This is a genomic window from Enterobacter roggenkampii, from assembly GCF_001729805.1.
In the GTDB taxonomy this organism is placed as follows: Bacteria; Pseudomonadota; Gammaproteobacteria; order Enterobacterales; family Enterobacteriaceae; genus Enterobacter; species Enterobacter roggenkampii.
The window spans coordinates 1,195,855-1,211,181 of sequence record NZ_CP017184.1; the positions used below are offsets into that span (position 1 = coordinate 1,195,855).

Consider the following 15,327-nt stretch of genomic DNA (forward strand, 5'->3'; position numbering starts at 1 on the left):
TCCATGATTTGATAATGATAGTGATTATCGTTATCTATCTTATTTGGCTATGTTAGCATGTGCGCCCATGGAATGGGTAGAATTACACTCAAGGCTTTGTCATGAATCAAAAATCCTGGCTGCTCAACCTCAGCCTGCTTAAAACGCACCCGGCGTATCGCGCCGTGTTTATTGCCCGCTTTATCTCCATTTTGTCCCTCGGCCTGCTCGGCGTGGCCGTACCGGTACAGATCCAGACGATGACGCACTCCAGCTGGCTGGTAGGGCTATCCGTCACCTTAACCGGCGGGGCGATGTTTATCGGCCTGATGGTGGGCGGCGTGCTGGCGGACCGCTACGAGCGTAAAAAGCTTATCCTGCTGGCGCGCGGCACCTGCGGGGTGGGCTTCGTCGGGCTGTGCCTGAACGCCATGCTGCCGGAGCCGTCGCTGATGGTGATTTATGCCCTGGGCCTGTGGGACGGCTTCTTCGCCTCGTTAGGCGTGACGGCGCTGCTGGCGGCGACGCCCGCGCTGGTCGGGCGCGAGAACCTGATGCAGGCGGGGGCGATCACCATGCTCACCGTGCGCCTCGGCTCGGTGATTTCGCCGATGGTCGGCGGCCTGCTGCTGGCAACCGGCAACGTGGCGTGGAACTACGGCCTGGCCGCGGCGGGGACGTTTATCACCACGCTGACGCTGCTGCGCCTGCCGCTGCTGCCACCTCCGCCGCAGCCGCGCGAGCATCCGCTGAAGTCCCTGATGGCCGCGATTCGTTTCCTGTTCAGCAACCCGCTGATTGGCGGGATTGCGCTGCTCGGCGGCCTGCTGACGATGGCGAGCGCGGTGCGCGTGCTCTACCCGGCGCTGGCGGGCGAGTGGCAGATGAGCGCCTCGGAAATAGGCATTCTCTACGCCGCCATTCCGCTCGGTGCGGCCTGCGGGGCGCTGGCCAGCGGCAACCTGGCACAGAGCGCGCGGCCGGGGTTGATTATGCTGCTTGCCACGCTGGCCTCGTTTATCGCTATCGGCTTCTTTAGCCTGATGCCGGTCTGGGCGCTGGGGGTGATGTGTCTGGTGATCTTCGGCTGGCTGAGCGCCATCAGCTCGCTGCTGCAGTACACCCTGATCCAGACCCAGACGCCGGAAGGAATGCTCGGGCGCATTAACGGCCTGTGGACCGCGCAAAACGTCACGGGCGATGCCATTGGCGCGGCGATCCTCGGCGGGCTGGGGGCAATAATGACCCCGGCGGCGTCCGCGTGCAGCAGCGGGTTTGTGTTAGCAATGGTTGGTGTGATCTTATTGGTGGCGCTGGTGGAATTGCGCCGGTTCAGGCAGGAGAGTGCCCCTGTGTGATTTGCCGGGTGGCGGCTGCGCCTTACCCGGCCTACATTTTGCACCCGTAGGCCCGGTAAGCAAAGCGCCACCGGGCGCAGGCATTACCCGAAAATTGCCTCTAAACGCTGCAACACCAACATCGCGCTGTAATAATCCAGGCGGAACGTCTCGGTTCCCAACGCCCATACGCGCTTGTTTTTTACCGACGGCAGGTGCGCCAGCAGCGGGTTAGCGTAAATCGCCGCCACGTCTTTCTCGTCACCGGCAAACACAAACAGTCCTTCGCCGTTCAGCCCCGTCGCCAGGTTTTCACCGCCCAGCTGGATAATGTCGTGGCGCTTGCCCTGGCTTGTTGAGGTCTGCAACCCGGCAGGCAGGTCCGCCAGCGTAAAGCCCAGCTGGTGCAGCAGTTTGCCCTGCGCCGATTCGGCGGTCCACAGGTTGGCGGAATGCGCGGCGGCGGTGTAGACGATGGCGTTCACCGGCTGCGGCGGCAGCGTCATCTGCTGTTTCACCTGCGCGAGCTGTTTATCAAACGCGGCAATGCGCTCTGCGGCCTGCTTTTCGTGTCCGGTGATCTCGCCCAGCTGGGTCAGCAGCGCCTGCCAGCTCTTGTCGTCGTAGTTGATGATAAGCGTCGGCGCAATGGCGGAAAGCTGATCGTACAGCGCCAGCGCGGAATCCCCGCCGGTAGCGCTGATCAAAATCAGGTCCGGCATTTGCGCGGCCACCGCTTCGGCGCTCGGCTCGCCAATGTACAGCCGCGCTACCTTGCGCTGCTTCGCGATATCGCCCCACTGGCGCAGGAAACCCTGTCCATCCGCCACGCGGTTGTTCGGCGTGGTCGCGCCGCTGGCGACGACCGGTGCGTCAATGGCCAGCAGGGAGCCGGTTAAGGTCACGCTGGTGGAGACAATGCGCGTCGGTTTGCTCTCAAGCGTGTGAACGCCGCGGCTGTCGGTCACCTGACGGGGCCAGTCGGCGGCAGCGGCTGAGGTAAGTCCTAAAACAAAAAGTGATAATAAAAGCAGGGGATTACGGAAAACGGCAGGGAATTTCACAGCGCGGGATCCTGTTTTTGTTGGAGATAATGCTTCTCATTTTCATGGTTGCCGCAACGGGATGCAAGCTTTTGTCGCACAAGTTATTTGCCCGACGGTTGACAGCGAAGCGATGTGGGATTAGGTTAGCCGATGAAAATATAAATGATAATCATTATTGCTTCTTTTATCATTTTGAGGAGGATGATATGGATACGTCCCTGGCTGAGGAAGTTCAGCACGCCGCAACCACGCTGGAATCAGACCGTTTTTTCTTTATGTCACCTTACCGCAGCTTTACCACGTCAGGCTGCTTTGCCCGCTTCAGTGAACCCGCCGTCGGCGGTGACGATCCGGCGGGTCGCTTCCAGCAAAAATTAGCCCAGGCCTTCCGCACGGCAAAAGCCAGCGGTATTGCTCACCCGGTGATGGTGGGGGCGATCCCGTTCGACACCCGCAAGCCCTCGTCGCTGTTTATTCCGCAACGCTGGGAGACCTTTTCCCGTCCCGCACGTCAGCAGTCCGCACGCTATTTTTCCGGCGCGCAGGCCCTGAAGGTGACACAACGCGCCGAGATCCCGCCGCAGCCCGTCTTCGAAGAGATGGTCGCTCGCGCCGCGTCGCTGACCGCCACGCCGCAGGTGAACAAGGTGGTCCTGTCGCGCCTGATTGATATCGCGACCGACAAACGCCCGGACAGCGGCGCCCTGATGGAGCGCCTGATCGCCCAGAACCCGGCGAGCTTCAACTTCCACGTGCCGCTGGAAGACGGCGGGGTGCTGCTGGGCGCCAGCCCGGAGCTGCTGCTGCGCAAAGAGGGGGCGCACTTTAGCTCGCTGCCGCTGGCGGGCTCCGCGCGCCGTCAGCCTGACGATGTGCTGGATCGCGAGGCGGGCAACAAGCTGCTGGCCTCCGAAAAGGACCGTCACGAGCACGACCTGGTCACCCAGGCGATGAAGGCCATTCTGGCACCGCGCAGCCACCATCTCAGCATGCCTGATTCTCCTCAGTTGATTACCACGCCGACGCTGTGGCATCTGGCGACGCCGGTTGAAGGCGAGGCGCGTGAAAACGAGAACGCCCTGACCCTGGCCTGCCTGCTGCACCCGACTCCGGCGCTGAGCGGCTTCCCGCATCAGGCGGCGAAAGAGCTGATTGCCGAACTGGAGCCGTTCGACCGCGAGCTGTTCGGTGGCATCGTTGGCTGGTGCGACAGCGAAGGCAACGGCGAGTGGGTGGTGACCATCCGCTGCGCGCGTCTTCGCGAAAATACCGTTCGCCTGTTTGCCGGCGCGGGCATTGTGCCTGCCTCCTCCCCGGTGGGCGAGTGGCGCGAGACGGACGTGAAGCTCTCCACCATGCTCAACGTTTTTGGTTTGCACTAAGGAAGACTCATGACCATTCCCTTTACCCGCTGGCCTGAGGATTTTGCCCGCCGCTACCGTGAAAAAGGCTACTGGCAGGATCTGCCGTTGACCCACATCCTGACGGATCGGGCGGACAGCGATGCGGTGGCGATTATCGATGGCGATCGCCGTATTACCTACCGCGCGCTGAATCAGGCCGTAAACAACCTGGCCTCAGCCCTTCAGGCGCGAGGATTGCAGCGCGGCGAGACGGCGCTGGTGCAGCTTGGCAACGTGGCCGAGTTCTACATGACCTTCTTCGCGCTGCTGCAAATCGGCGTCGCGCCGGTGAACGCGCTCTTTAGCCATCAGCGCAGCGAGCTGAACGCCTACGCGGCGCAGATCAAACCCGCCGTGCTGATCGCCGATCGCGACCACGCGCTGTTTGCGGGCGATGACTTCCTCAACGCTTTCGTGGGTGAACACCGTTCGGTACGCGTCGTCCTGCTTCGCGGTGACGGGGGCGAGCATGCGCTGGAGGCGGCGATTACCCGCCCGGCGGACAATTTTATTGCCAACCCGACGCCCGCCGACGAGGTGGCGTTTTTCCAGCTCTCCGGCGGCAGCACCGGCACGCCGAAGCTGATCCCGCGAACGCACAACGACTATGACTACAGCATTCGTCGCAGCAACGAGATCTGCGGCATTACCGCCGAAACGCGTTACCTGAACGCGCTGCCCGCGGCGCATAACTACGCCATGAGCTCGCCGGGGTCGTTAGGCGTTTTTACCGCGGGCGGCTGCGTGGTGCTGGCGAACGATCCGAGCGCCACGCTCTGCTTCCCGCTGATTGAACAGCATCAGATTAACGTCACCTCGCTGGTGCCGCCTGCCGTCAGCCTGTGGCTGCAGGCGATTGCCGACGGCGCGGACAGCGCGCAGCTGAAATCCCTCAAGCTGCTCCAGGTGGGGGGCGCACGCCTCTCCGCCACGCTCGCGGCGCGCATTCCGGCTGAAATTGGCTGCCAGCTTCAGCAGGTCTTCGGCATGGCGGAAGGGCTGGTGAACTACACCGCGCTCGACGATGCCCCGGAACGCATCATCAACACCCAGGGCCGCCCGATGTGCCCGGACGACGAAGTGTGGGTGGCGGACGAGCACGGCAACCCGCTGCCGCGTGGGGAGGTCGGACGCCTGATGACGCGCGGCCCGTACACCTTCCGCGGCTATTTCAACAGCCCGGAACACAACGCCAGCGCCTTCGACGCCGACGGCTTTTACTGCTCCGGGGATCTGATCGCCATTGACGAGCAGGGCTACATCACCGTGCAGGGGCGCGAGAAAGATCAGATCAACCGCGGCGGCGAAAAGATTGCCGCCGAAGAGATCGAAAACCTGCTGCTGCGCCACGAAGCGGTGATCCACGCCGCGCTGGTGAGCATGGAGGACAGCCTGCTGGGCGAGAAGAGCTGCGCGTATCTGGTGGTGAAACAGCCCCTGCGCGCGGTGGAGGTGCGCCGCTTCCTGCGCGAGCAGGGCGTCGCCGAATTCAAGCTGCCGGATCGCGTAGAGAGCGTGGATGCGCTTCCGCTGACGCCGGTCGGCAAAGTCGATAAGAAACAGTTGCGCCTGTGGCTTGCTGAACGCGCCCGGGGCTGAGGAAAAGAGTATGGCCATTCCAAAATTAACCGCTTACGCGCTGCCGACCGCCGCAGAGTTGCCGACCAGCAAGGTGAACTGGGCGTTTGAACCGGAGCGCGCCGCGCTGCTGATCCACGATATGCAGGAGTATTTCCTGAACTTCTGGGGCGAAAACAGCGCGATGATGCAGCAGGTAGTCGCGAACATCGCTAAACTGCGCGCGTACTGCAAAGAACACAATATCCCGGTGTACTACACCGCGCAGCCGAAAGAGCAGAGCGATGAAGACCGCGCCCTCCTGAACGACATGTGGGGGCCGGGCCTCACCCGCTCGCCGGAGCAGCAGCGCATCGTTGCCGAGCTGGCGCCGGACGAAGCGGACACGGTGCTGGTGAAGTGGCGCTACAGCGCGTTTCACCGCTCGCCGCTGGAGCAGATGCTGAAAGAGACCGGCCGCAACCAGCTGCTGATTACCGGCGTTTACGCCCACATCGGCTGCATGACCACCGCTACAGATGCCTTTATGCGCGACATCAAGCCGTTCTTTATTGCCGATGCGCTGGCGGACTTCACCCGCGACGAGCACCTGATGTCGCTGAACTACGTGGCAGGACGCTCGGGCCGCGTGGTGATGACCGACGAGCTGCTGCCGTCCGTTCCGGCCTCGAAGGCCGCGCTGCGCGAGCTGATCCTGCCGCTGCTGGACGAGTCCGACGAGCCGATGGATGACGAAAACCTGATCGACTACGGCCTGGATTCAGTGCGCATGATGGCGCTGGCCGCCCGCTGGCGCAAAGTACACGGCGATATCGATTTCGTGATGCTGGCAAAAAATCCGACCCTCGACGCCTGGTGGGCGCTGCTCTCCCGCGAGGTGAAGTGATGGTGTTTGATTTCACCGGCAAAACCGTCTGGGTCACGGGCGCGGGGAAGGGGATTGGCTACGCGACCGCACTGGCGTTTGCCGAAGCCGGCGCGCAGGTGACCGGGTTCGATCTGGCCTTCCCGCAGGATGATTATCCGTTTGCCACCGAAACGCTGGACGTGGCGGATGCCGGGCAGGTGCATGAGGTGTGCGGGCGCGTGCTGGCTTCGCTCGACCGCCTGGACGTGCTGGTCAACGCGGCGGGCATTCTGCGCATGGGGGCAACTGACCAGCTTTCGCAGGAGGACTGGCAGCAGACCTTCGCGGTCAACGTCGGCGGCGCATTCAATCTGTTCCAGCAGACCATGGGCCAGTTCCGCCGTCAGCAGGGCGGGGCGATTGTTACCGTGGCGTCCGACGCGGCGCACGCGCCGCGCATCGGCATGAGCGCCTACGGCGCATCGAAAGCGGCGCTGAAAAGCCTGGCCCTGACCGTCGGGCTGGAGCTGGCGGGCAGCGGCGTACGCTGCAATCTGGTGTCGCCGGGCTCAACGGATACCGATATGCAGCGCACCCTGTGGAAAAGCGACGATGCGGAGCAGCAGCGCATTCGCGGCTTCGGCGAGCAGTTTAAGCTCGGCATCCCGCTGGGCAAAATTGCCCGACCGCAGGAGATAGCTGCGACCGTGCTGTTCCTTGCCTCCGATGCCGCCAGCCATATCACCCTGCAGGATATCGTGGTGGACGGCGGCTCCACGCTGGGGGCGTAAATGATCTGGAAACGTCATTTATCGCTTGAGGAGCTGAACGCCACCAGCGTGAATACCCTGGTGGCGAACCTGGGCATCGTCTATACCCGCCTCGGGGATGACGCGCTGGAAGCGGAGATGCCGGTGGATGCGCGTACCCATCAGCCGTTTGGCCTGCTGCACGGCGGGGCCTCGGCGGCGCTGGCGGAAACGCTCGGCTCAATGGCCGGATTTCTGATGACCCGCGACGGGCAGAGCGTGGTGGGCACGGAGCTGAACGCCACGCATCATCGGGCGGTATCCCACGGCAAGGTTCGCGGCGTGTGTCAGCCGCTGCATCTTGGGCGTTCGAGCCAGAGCTGGGAGATTGGGGTCTTCGACGAGCAGGGGCGGCGGTGCTGTACCTGCCGGTTAAGCACGATGGTGCTGGGCTAACTCAGATCAAAGTGATCGGCTTAACACTGTGGTGTAAATCTCTGGTTTGACCACGCATTATTGCGTTTCAAAGTTGTTAAATTTTTCCGGTTGTTCTAGAAACAAAATGTAACATCTCACTGTTTCACGACAACGGACAACAACTATGAACAACTCAGGGAAATACCTTACATGGGCAGGGCTCTCCGTTGTGGGAGCTTTTGCCCTGGGCTATATCGCCCTCAACCGGGGGGAGCAGATCAACGCGCTCTGGATCGTCGTTGCCTCGGTCTGCGTTTACCTGATCGCCTATCGTTTTTATGGCCGCTATATCGCCAAGAACGTCCTGGGCGTTGATGCAACGCGCATGACGCCTGCCGTCCGCCATAACGACGGTCTGGACTATGTGCCGACCGACAAGAAAGTGCTGTTCGGTCACCATTTTGCGGCGATTGCCGGGGCAGGCCCGCTGGTGGGGCCGGTGCTGGCGGCGCAGATGGGCTACCTGCCGGGGATGATCTGGATCCTCGCCGGGGTGGTGCTGGCGGGGGCGGTGCAGGACTTTATGGTGCTGTTCGTCTCTACCCGCCGCGACGGACGTTCGCTGGGTGAGCTGGTGAAAGAGGAGATGGGGGCCACTGCCGGGGTGATTGCGCTGGTGGCGACCTTTATGATCATGGTGATCATCCTCGCGGTGCTGGCGATGATCGTGGTGAAAGCGCTGACCCACAGCCCGTGGGGAACCTATACCGTTGCCTTTACCATTCCGCTGGCGCTGTTCATGGGGATCTACATCCGCTACCTGCGTCCGGGCCGCATTGGTGAAGTGTCGGTGATTGGCCTGGTGTTGCTCGTGTTCGCCATTATCTCCGGCGGCTGGGTGGCGGAAAGCCCGACCTGGGCGCCGTTCTTTGACTTTACCGGCGTGCAGCTGACCTGGATGCTGGTAGGCTACGGCTTCGTGGCGGCGGTGCTGCCGGTATGGCTGCTGCTGGCCCCGCGTGACTACCTCTCTACCTTCCTGAAAATCGGCACCATCGTCGGGCTGGCAATCGGTATTCTGATTATGCGCCCAACGCTGACCATGCCGGCGTTAACCAAATTTATCGACGGTACCGGCCCGGTCTGGACCGGCAATCTGTTCCCGTTCCTGTTTATTACCATCGCCTGCGGTGCGGTGTCGGGCTTCCACGCGCTGATCGCCTCCGGGACGACGCCGAAGATGCTGGCGAATGAAAATCAGGCCTGCCTGATTGGCTACGGCGGCATGCTGATGGAGTCCTTCGTGGCGATTATGGCGCTGGTATCCGCCTGTATTATCGACCCGGGCGTGTATTTCGCGATGAACAGCCCGATGGCGGTCCTGGCTCCGGCGGGCACCGTTGACGTGGTCGCTTCCGCCGCGCAGGTGGTGAGCGGCTGGGGCTTTGCGATTACGCCTGAAACGTTGACGAGCATCGCCAGCGAAGTGGGCGAGCAGTCGATTATCTCCCGCGCGGGCGGGGCGCCGACGCTGGCGGTCGGCATGGCGTATATTCTCCACGGCGCGCTGGGCGGGCTGATGGATGTCTCGTTCTGGTATCACTTCGCCATTCTGTTTGAAGCGCTGTTTATCCTGACGGCGGTGGATGCGGGAACCCGTGCGGCGCGCTTTATGCTGCAGGATCTGCTGGGCGTCATCTCCCCGAACCTGAAGCGGACCGACTCGCTCCCGGCTAACCTGCTGGCGACGGCGCTGTGCGTGCTGGCGTGGGGCTATTTCCTGCATCAGGGCGTGGTCGATCCGCTGGGCGGGATTAACACCCTGTGGCCGCTGTTCGGTATCGCCAACCAGATGCTGGCGGGCATGGCGCTGATGCTCTGTGCGGTGGTGCTGTTCAAGATGAAGCGCCAGCGCTATGCGTGGGTGGCGCTGGTGCCGACCGCGTGGCTGCTGATTTGTACCCTGACGGCGGGCTGGCAGAAGGCCTTCAGCCCGGACAACAAGGTGGGCTTCCTGGCGATTGCCAACAAGTTCCAGGCGATGATCGACAGCGGTAAGATCCCGGCGCAGTACACCGAATCGCAGCTGTCGCAGCTGGTGTTTAACAACCGTCTGGACGCCGGGCTGACCATCTTCTTTATGGTGGTGGTCGTGGTGCTGGCGTTGTATTCTCTCAGGACCGCGCTGGCGGCATTGAAAGTCGACGCGCCAACGGCGAAAGAGACGCCGTATGAGCCAATGCCTGAAAACCTGGAAGAGATTGTGACCCAGGCCAAAGGGGCGCATTAACCCGTGTGCCGGGTGGCGGCTTCGCCTTACCCGGCCTACATTCCCTGTGAGATCAGAACTATGTTCGACACCCTTTCCAAAGCCGGTAAGTACCTGGGCCAGGCCGCCAAAATGATGATTGGCGTGCCGGACTACGACAACTACGTCGAGCATATGCGCGTCAACCATCCGGACCAGACGCCCATGACCTACGAAGAATTTTTCCGCGACCGCCAGGACGCCCGCTACGGCGGCAAGGGCGGGGCGAAGTGCTGTTAACCCTCTTTCGGGAGATAGAGGCTGATCTGCTCCTGCTTACAGCCGTAGATCGCCGCGAGCTTTTCGCGGGTGCGCTTTTGCGGACGGGAGTCCAGCGCTTCCAGCTGTGACACGGCGGACTGGCTGATGCCCAGTTTCTCCGCCACCTCCTGCTGGGATAGCCCGCGCAGGATACGCCACGCGGCCTGCAGGCTGACGTTCTGCCAGGTCATGATGCTGCACACGTCTCCGGGCAATTCCACGTCATCCAGACTATCGTGTTCGACCTCAATATCCTCCAGATCGTCATCGGTTTCGTCGTCGATCTCTGCCATCTGTGAGCACATGCGGAAGTATTCGTGATAAGGAATAACCACATACTGCGTTTTACCGTTATCGTCCTTAATTAGCTGAACAGCCATAGGTGGCTTTCTCCTCATGCAGGTAAGTCGTTGAAGTTCTGCGCTTGACGGCTAAAACATAACAATGGTTACCGGGATCGTCCCGAAGCGTATAGATGATGCGGTAATCGCCAACGCGTAGCCGGAAATGATTTTCTGTCGCCGATATTTTTTTGATATCGGGCCGGGGTGCCGAGCGGTCATCCAGTTCGGCAAGCTTTACCTCAATGCGGCGTTGATACCGCTCGTCAATTCTGGAAAAAGCCTTTTTTGCACCATTAGACCAGACAATCTTCATCCGTACCTCCACTGTACGCCCACACAAATTATAAGGAAATAATAAGACTATTAGATAAATTCCGAATTTCTTATGGGGTACTGTAGAGCGGACATAAAACGGAAGTAAGCGGTAAAAAGCGAAACATCGAGGCGGCTCGACAAGGCCTCTGCCGGGCGACAGAGGCTTGCAGAAAAGGTGCGATCAGGCGTTCAACCCGCCGTCGACATCCAGCCCTGTACCGGAGATCTGCCCGGCAGCCGGGCTGGCGAGGAAGGTGACCGCCGCCGCGATATCTTCCGGCTGGCCGTAGTGGCCGACCGCGATCATCTGGCGCTGGGCTTCCGCCTGTTCGCCGTCTTCCGGGTTCATATCGCTGTTGGTGGGGCCGGGATGCACCAGGTTAACGGTAATGCCGCGCGGCCCCAGATCGCGCGCCAGGCCGCGAGTGAGGGAGTTAAGGGCAGACTTGGTCATTGAGTAAACGGCAATGCCCGGCATCGCCACGCGGTTCGCCAGACAGCTGCCGATGTTGATGATGCGCCCGCCGTCGGACATGTGCACCAGCGCTTCCTGAATGGCGATGACCACTCCACGAATATTGACGTTGATCAGGGCGTCAATGTCCGCCAGCGTCATGGACTCCAGCGGGCCGCCGCGCGCGATACCCGCGTTGTTGACCAGAATGTCCAGCCCGCCAAGGGCACGCGCCGCATGGGTGACGGCATCCTGAATCGCCTGCGCGCTGGCGCTGTCGGCCTGAATCGCTTCGCCGTGCCGCCCAAGCGCCTTAATTTCATCGGCGACCGCCTGGGCTTTATCGGCGGATTTTTCATACGTAATAACCACATCGGCACCGGCGCGTGCCAGCGACAGCGCGATAGCCCGACCCAATCCACGGCTGGCGCCGGTAACCAGCGCCTTTTTACCTGTTAAATCGATCTGCATGATGACCTCGTGACGAGAGTGGTGAGAATCATCATTAGGTATAGCCTGTCGGCGCGATTAACGGCTGAAGGATTCCACCTTCTCAAACGCGGCGCGCAGAACGTCGGGCGTTAACGTCACCGGCAGAGAGTGAATGGACTCCACCGGACGCAGGGTGTGGGCTATCACCTTATCCAGCTCGTCACGGTTGTGAATATCGACGTCCAGCGCGCGAAGCGTGGTCGGCAGGTTAAAGCGCCGGTACGCCGCCACCAGCTGCGCCAGCACGTCGTCCTGGTCGAGCAGGGCGCTCTGGACCAGAATGCCGTAGGCCACCTTGGTGCCGTGCAGGTATTTTTCCGTCTGCGGCAGCACGGTTAAGCCGTTGTGCACCGCATGCGCCGCCGCCACGCGGGTATAGCGCTCGCCCAGACCGCCGACCATCCCGCCGCCGGCGATAATCGCGTCCACCACGTCCCGGAACGCCTGCGTCTGTTCGCCGCGCTGCTGGTCGGCCAGCGCTTCCTCACTGTGCTCCAGCAGCACGTCGCGGATCGCCAGCGCGCCGTTAAGGCCAAGCCGCACGGTCAGCGGCAGGTTTTCAGGCTGCGGAGCAAGAACCACCGCTTCGTACCACTTCGCCAGCGTATCGCCGATACCCGCCAGCAGGTATTCGGCCGGGGCGTTGAGAATGATCTGCGGCTCCACCAGCACCAGGAAGTTGGCGTCATCGAAGATCTCAAACTGCAGCGCCTGACCGGCATCGTTGTACCAGACGGAGAGTGGCGTCCACGCCGCGCAGGTGGCGGCAATGGTGGGGATGCCCACGAACGGCACCCCCAGACGACGCGCTACGGCCTTGACCGTATCCAGCACCGCGCCGCCGCCGACGCCAATCACCACGCTGGCGTCGCTGCCGGATTCGTCCACCAGATGGGTGACGTCGCGCTCGCTGCAGTGGCCTTTAAAAAGCAGGCGTTTCGCCCCCGGCGCGTGAAAGCTCTCCGGCAGGAACGGGCGCGCGCCGTCGATAGCGCGCTCGCCGTAAATCCACACCGCGCGGGAAAGCTGCTCCGGGGTAAAGAAGTCATTCAGACGCGCAAGGCTTCCGGAATGGGAGAAGTAGTTCGCCGGGCCAGGCACGACGCGGATATCGGTGTTGCTCATGGTGTTGTCCTTTTTAGCAAGCGCTAACCCGATGTTATGTCTGGACATCCGGATGGCTAATAATATTTCGCTTTAACTTATGCCTTTTCCGTCGTTGTCAGTCAACCGGAGCTGTGAAAAATTCGATAAATCAGAAGAGTAATGAAGGATTTACGCGGATGGTTTCCAGTCGCCTTGAAATGCGCGGTATCAGCCTGGCCTTTTCCGGCTTTCAGGCGCTGTCGCGCGTGAACTTCACCTTAACCGGCGGATCGGTACATGCGCTGACCGGCGCCAACGGCGCGGGGAAATCGACGCTGATGGCGGTGCTGTGCGGGACGCACGACCACTATGAAGGCGAAATCTCCATCAATAACCAGCCGGTAAGCATCCGCGAGCCGCTGGACGCCAAACGGCTGGGCATCCACCTCGTGCAGCAGGAGGTGGACGTGGCGCTGATCCCGGGATTAAGCATCGCCGAGAACATCATGCTCGACCAGCTGGCGCAGCCGGGGCATCGCTTCAGCTGGCGCGCCGTCCGCCAGCAGGCGAGACAGGCGCTGGCGCAGCTGGATGTTTCTCTGGACGTTCGCCGCTCCATCGACAGCTGCACGCTTGCCGAAAAGCAGCAGATTTTGCTGGCGCGTGCGCTGTCACACCACTGCCGTTTTCTCATTCTTGATGAGCCCACCGCGCCGCTGGACGCGCACGAGAGCGAGCGCCTGTTTGCGGTGGTGAGACGGTTAAAGCAGCAGGGCATCGGCGTGGTGTTTATCTCACACCGCATTCACGAGCTGAAGGCCATCTGCGACACCCTGACGGTGCTCCGCGACGGCAAGCTGATTGAGTCCGGCCCGATGGTCGATCTGAGCGGCGAAGCGATCGTCGAGAAGATGCTCGGCCACGTGCTGAGCGATATCTATCCGCCCGCGCGGCCGCCGCACGGCGACGAAACGCTGCTGCGGGTAGAAGGGCTGCACGACGACGCGCTGCTGAAAGATATCTCTCTGCACCTGCGCAAGGGCGAAATTCTCGGTATTGCCGGGCTGGCGGGCGCGGGCAAAACCGAACTCTGTAAGGCGCTGTTTGGCGCCAGTAAAAGCCGCGTCGCGAACGGCGAGCTGAATCAACAGCCCTGGAAACCGCGCGACCCGGCGGACTCGGTGCTGCGCGGCCTGGCGCTGGTGCCGGAAGAGCGGCGCAAAGAGGGCATTTTTATCGACGAGCCGGTGAGCATGAATCTTGCCGTGTGCGCCGATAACAGCTTTTCGCGCTGGAGCCTGTTCGGCCATCGTCAGGCGTGGCGCTGGGCGGAGGAGGTGATCGCCCGCGTCGGCGTGCGCGCCCGCGGACCCGGGCAGGTTTTGCGACGTCTCTCCGGCGGCAATCAGCAGAAGATCGCCATCGGCAAATGGCTGCGCAATGACGCGAGCGTGCTGATCTTCGACGAGCCGACCAAAGGCGTGGACGTGAAGGCCAAAACCGATCTGTTCCAGCTGATTGACGGCCTGGCGCGCGAGGGCAAAGGGGTGATTTACGCCTCCGGCGAATTTGCCGAGCTGGTCGGGCTGTGCGACCGCATCTGCGTGCTGTGGGACGGGCGCATCGTGGCGGAAATCGCCGGGGCCGAGGCCCGTGAAGAGACACTACTTTATTATTCAACCGGAGGAACGGCGTCGTGAGCAAGGCCCTTTCAGTAAACGCGGCGGCGTCTGGCCGTCAGCAGATTTTCGATTTTCTCTACAAGTGGGGCATGCTGTTAACCGTCGTCGCGCTGGTGGCCGTCTTTGGCCTGGCGTCGGACAGCTTCCTCGATCCGAACAATATCATCAATATTCTGCGTTCGATTGCCATCGTGACGGTGATTGCCATCGGCGTGTCGATCTCGCTGACCATTGGCGGGTTCGATCTGTCCGTAGGATCGACCGCGTCGCTGGCGAACGCGCTGGTGGTTTCGCTTTTCGTCTGGCACGGCTTCGGCACCACCGAGTCGATTCTTATCACCCTCGCGCTCTGCACGCTGGTGGGGCTGTTTAACGCCTTTCTGATCGTCATCCTGCGCATTCCGGACATGCTCGCGACGCTGGCCAGCCTGTTTGTGATCCAGGGCGTGGCGATGACCTACAGCTACGGCGGGTCGATTACCGAGAACATGGTGCTGCCGAGCGGCGACATGGCGGAAGGGACCATCCCTGCGACGTTCAGCCTGCTGGGACAGGTGCCGACTATCGTGATCGTCATGCTGGTGGTGACGGTTCTGGCGCAGCTGGGGCTGTCGCTCACCACTCACGGTCGTCGGATGTACGCCATTGGCGGTAACCCGGAAGCGGCGCGCCTCTCGGGGATTCGCACCACCCGCTACAAGGTGGCGGCCTACGTGATTGCCTCCCTGCTGGCGGGCCTGGGCGGGATTTTGCTGGCCTCGCGCATTGGCTCATCGCAGGTGAACGCGGGCGGCGGTTACCTGATGGATGCGGTGGCGGCGGCGTGGATCGGCTTCTCGCTGGCCGGGTCCGGCAAGCCGAATGCGCTGGGGACCCTGGTCGGGGCGGTGATTCTCGGCGTGCTGTCGAACGGGCTGGTGATGCTCTCCGTGCCGTATTACGCCATGGACATTATAAAAGGGCTGGTGCTCGCGGTAGCGCTGGCGATTACCTACATACAAAAACGCTGACAACACAACGGGATAAAAA

Annotated in this window: 15 protein-coding genes; 10 read left to right on the top strand and 5 right to left on the bottom strand. The window is 61.8% G+C overall.

What is annotated here, in order from left to right; all coding sequences use genetic code 11:
* Positions 1-101 precede the first annotated feature (101 nt).
* The gene (gene entS / locus BFV67_RS05490; protein ID WP_069597971.1) at positions 102-1,337 is read left to right on the top strand and encodes an enterobactin transporter EntS; all 1,236 of its coding nucleotides are present in this window, start codon (positions 102-104) and stop codon (positions 1,335-1,337) included.
* Positions 1,338-1,420: 83 nt separating this feature from the next.
* On the opposite strand, the gene fepB is transcribed toward entS, so the two are convergent.
* Positions 1,421-2,380, bottom strand: coding sequence for a Fe2+-enterobactin ABC transporter substrate-binding protein (fepB, locus tag BFV67_RS05495; protein ID WP_044597015.1), 960 nt, complete (start codon positions 2,378-2,380; stop codon positions 1,421-1,423).
* A 188-nt stretch (positions 2,381-2,568) separates the two neighbouring features.
* On the opposite strand from fepB, the gene entC reads away from it, so the two are divergent.
* The 7 genes from entC (at position 2,569) to BFV67_RS05530 (ending at position 9,904) form a co-directional block, all read left to right on the top strand.
* Positions 2,569-3,744: an isochorismate synthase EntC gene (gene entC, locus BFV67_RS05500; protein WP_025912698.1), complete on the top strand. Its 1,176-nt coding sequence runs from the start codon at positions 2,569-2,571 to the stop codon at positions 3,742-3,744.
* A 9-nt stretch (positions 3,745-3,753) separates the two neighbouring features.
* Positions 3,754-5,364 (top strand): (2,3-dihydroxybenzoyl)adenylate synthase EntE, encoded by a 1,611-nt coding sequence (entE, locus tag BFV67_RS05505; RefSeq protein ID WP_069597972.1) that lies wholly within the window; start codon positions 3,754-3,756, stop codon positions 5,362-5,364.
* 10 nt (positions 5,365-5,374) lie between these two features.
* Complete coding sequence (locus BFV67_RS05510; protein WP_025912700.1) at positions 5,375-6,229, top strand: isochorismatase; 855 nt, start codon at positions 5,375-5,377, stop codon at positions 6,227-6,229.
* The gene (entA, locus tag BFV67_RS05515) at positions 6,229-6,981 is read left to right on the top strand and encodes a 2,3-dihydro-2,3-dihydroxybenzoate dehydrogenase EntA (protein ID WP_025912701.1); all 753 of its coding nucleotides are present in this window, start codon (positions 6,229-6,231) and stop codon (positions 6,979-6,981) included. Before BFV67_RS05510 ends, entA begins: the two co-directional genes overlap by 1 nt.
* Positions 6,982-7,395: a proofreading thioesterase EntH gene (entH, locus tag BFV67_RS05520; RefSeq protein WP_008500995.1), complete on the top strand. Its 414-nt coding sequence runs from the start codon at positions 6,982-6,984 to the stop codon at positions 7,393-7,395.
* 145 nt (positions 7,396-7,540) lie between these two features.
* On the top strand, positions 7,541-9,646 hold the full coding sequence (cstA, locus tag BFV67_RS05525) for a pyruvate/proton symporter CstA (RefSeq protein ID WP_063417915.1): 2,106 nt from the start codon (positions 7,541-7,543) through the stop codon (positions 9,644-9,646).
* 60 nt (positions 9,647-9,706) lie between these two features.
* The gene (locus tag BFV67_RS05530; protein WP_006809671.1) at positions 9,707-9,904 is read left to right on the top strand and encodes a YbdD/YjiX family protein; all 198 of its coding nucleotides are present in this window, start codon (positions 9,707-9,709) and stop codon (positions 9,902-9,904) included.
* Here the strand turns inward: BFV67_RS05530 and BFV67_RS05535 are convergent.
* From BFV67_RS05535 to BFV67_RS05550, 4 genes are all read right to left on the bottom strand, one after another.
* Positions 9,901-10,305 carry a helix-turn-helix domain-containing protein gene (locus BFV67_RS05535; RefSeq protein ID WP_008500997.1) on the bottom strand — a complete coding sequence of 135 codons (405 nt, stop codon included), beginning with the start codon at positions 10,303-10,305 and terminating at the stop codon, positions 9,901-9,903. The two genes, BFV67_RS05530 and BFV67_RS05535, sit on opposite strands and share 4 nt — an antisense overlap.
* Positions 10,286-10,582 carry a type II toxin-antitoxin system RelE family toxin gene (locus BFV67_RS05540; protein WP_047745874.1) on the bottom strand — a complete coding sequence of 99 codons (297 nt, stop codon included), beginning with the start codon at positions 10,580-10,582 and terminating at the stop codon, positions 10,286-10,288. Before BFV67_RS05540 ends, BFV67_RS05535 begins: the two co-directional genes overlap by 20 nt.
* 183 nt (positions 10,583-10,765) lie before the next feature.
* Positions 10,766-11,509, bottom strand: a complete 744-nt coding sequence (locus tag BFV67_RS05545; RefSeq protein ID WP_039024444.1) for an SDR family NAD(P)-dependent oxidoreductase — start codon at positions 11,507-11,509, stop codon at positions 10,766-10,768.
* A 57-nt stretch (positions 11,510-11,566) separates the two neighbouring features.
* The gene (locus BFV67_RS05550; protein WP_069597973.1) at positions 11,567-12,655 is read right to left on the bottom strand and encodes an oxidoreductase; all 1,089 of its coding nucleotides are present in this window, start codon (positions 12,653-12,655) and stop codon (positions 11,567-11,569) included.
* Between the two features lie 158 nt (positions 12,656-12,813).
* Here BFV67_RS05550 and BFV67_RS05555 point away from each other — a divergent pair, with 158 nt between their 5' ends.
* Together BFV67_RS05555 and BFV67_RS05560 are read left to right on the top strand one after the other, a co-directional pair.
* On the top strand, positions 12,814-14,316 hold the full coding sequence (locus tag BFV67_RS05555) for a sugar ABC transporter ATP-binding protein (protein WP_069597974.1): 1,503 nt from the start codon (positions 12,814-12,816) through the stop codon (positions 14,314-14,316).
* Positions 14,313-15,308 carry an ABC transporter permease gene (locus BFV67_RS05560; RefSeq protein ID WP_069597975.1) on the top strand — a complete coding sequence of 332 codons (996 nt, stop codon included), beginning with the start codon at positions 14,313-14,315 and terminating at the stop codon, positions 15,306-15,308. The genes BFV67_RS05555 and BFV67_RS05560 overlap by 4 nt, the downstream gene beginning before the upstream one ends.
* The last annotated feature ends 19 nt before the right edge of the window (positions 15,309-15,327 follow it).

Excerpts from the sequence above, each read along its gene's own strand:
- entH (WP_008500995.1), top strand. The coding sequence starts at position 6,982 with ATGATCTGGAAACGTCATTTATCGCTTGAGGAGCTGAACGCCACCAGC.
- BFV67_RS05530 (WP_006809671.1), top strand. The coding sequence starts at position 9,707 with ATGTTCGACACCCTTTCCAAAGCCGGTAAGTACCTGGGCCAGGCCGCC.
- BFV67_RS05540 (WP_047745874.1), bottom strand. The coding sequence starts at position 10,582 with ATGAAGATTGTCTGGTCTAATGGTGCAAAAAAGGCTTTTTCCAGAATT.
- entS (WP_069597971.1), top strand. The coding sequence starts at position 102 with ATGAATCAAAAATCCTGGCTGCTCAACCTCAGCCTGCTTAAAACGCAC.
- BFV67_RS05550 (WP_069597973.1), bottom strand. The coding sequence starts at position 12,655 with ATGAGCAACACCGATATCCGCGTCGTGCCTGGCCCGGCGAACTACTTC.
- entE (WP_069597972.1), top strand. The coding sequence starts at position 3,754 with ATGACCATTCCCTTTACCCGCTGGCCTGAGGATTTTGCCCGCCGCTAC.
- entC (WP_025912698.1), top strand. The coding sequence starts at position 2,569 with ATGGATACGTCCCTGGCTGAGGAAGTTCAGCACGCCGCAACCACGCTG.
- BFV67_RS05510 (WP_025912700.1), top strand. The coding sequence starts at position 5,375 with ATGGCCATTCCAAAATTAACCGCTTACGCGCTGCCGACCGCCGCAGAG.
- BFV67_RS05545 (WP_039024444.1), bottom strand. The coding sequence starts at position 11,509 with ATGCAGATCGATTTAACAGGTAAAAAGGCGCTGGTTACCGGCGCCAGC.
- cstA (WP_063417915.1), top strand. The coding sequence starts at position 7,541 with ATGAACAACTCAGGGAAATACCTTACATGGGCAGGGCTCTCCGTTGTG.
- BFV67_RS05535 (WP_008500997.1), bottom strand. The coding sequence starts at position 10,305 with ATGGCTGTTCAGCTAATTAAGGACGATAACGGTAAAACGCAGTATGTG.
- entA (WP_025912701.1), top strand. The coding sequence starts at position 6,229 with ATGGTGTTTGATTTCACCGGCAAAACCGTCTGGGTCACGGGCGCGGGG.
- BFV67_RS05555 (WP_069597974.1), top strand. The coding sequence starts at position 12,814 with ATGGTTTCCAGTCGCCTTGAAATGCGCGGTATCAGCCTGGCCTTTTCC.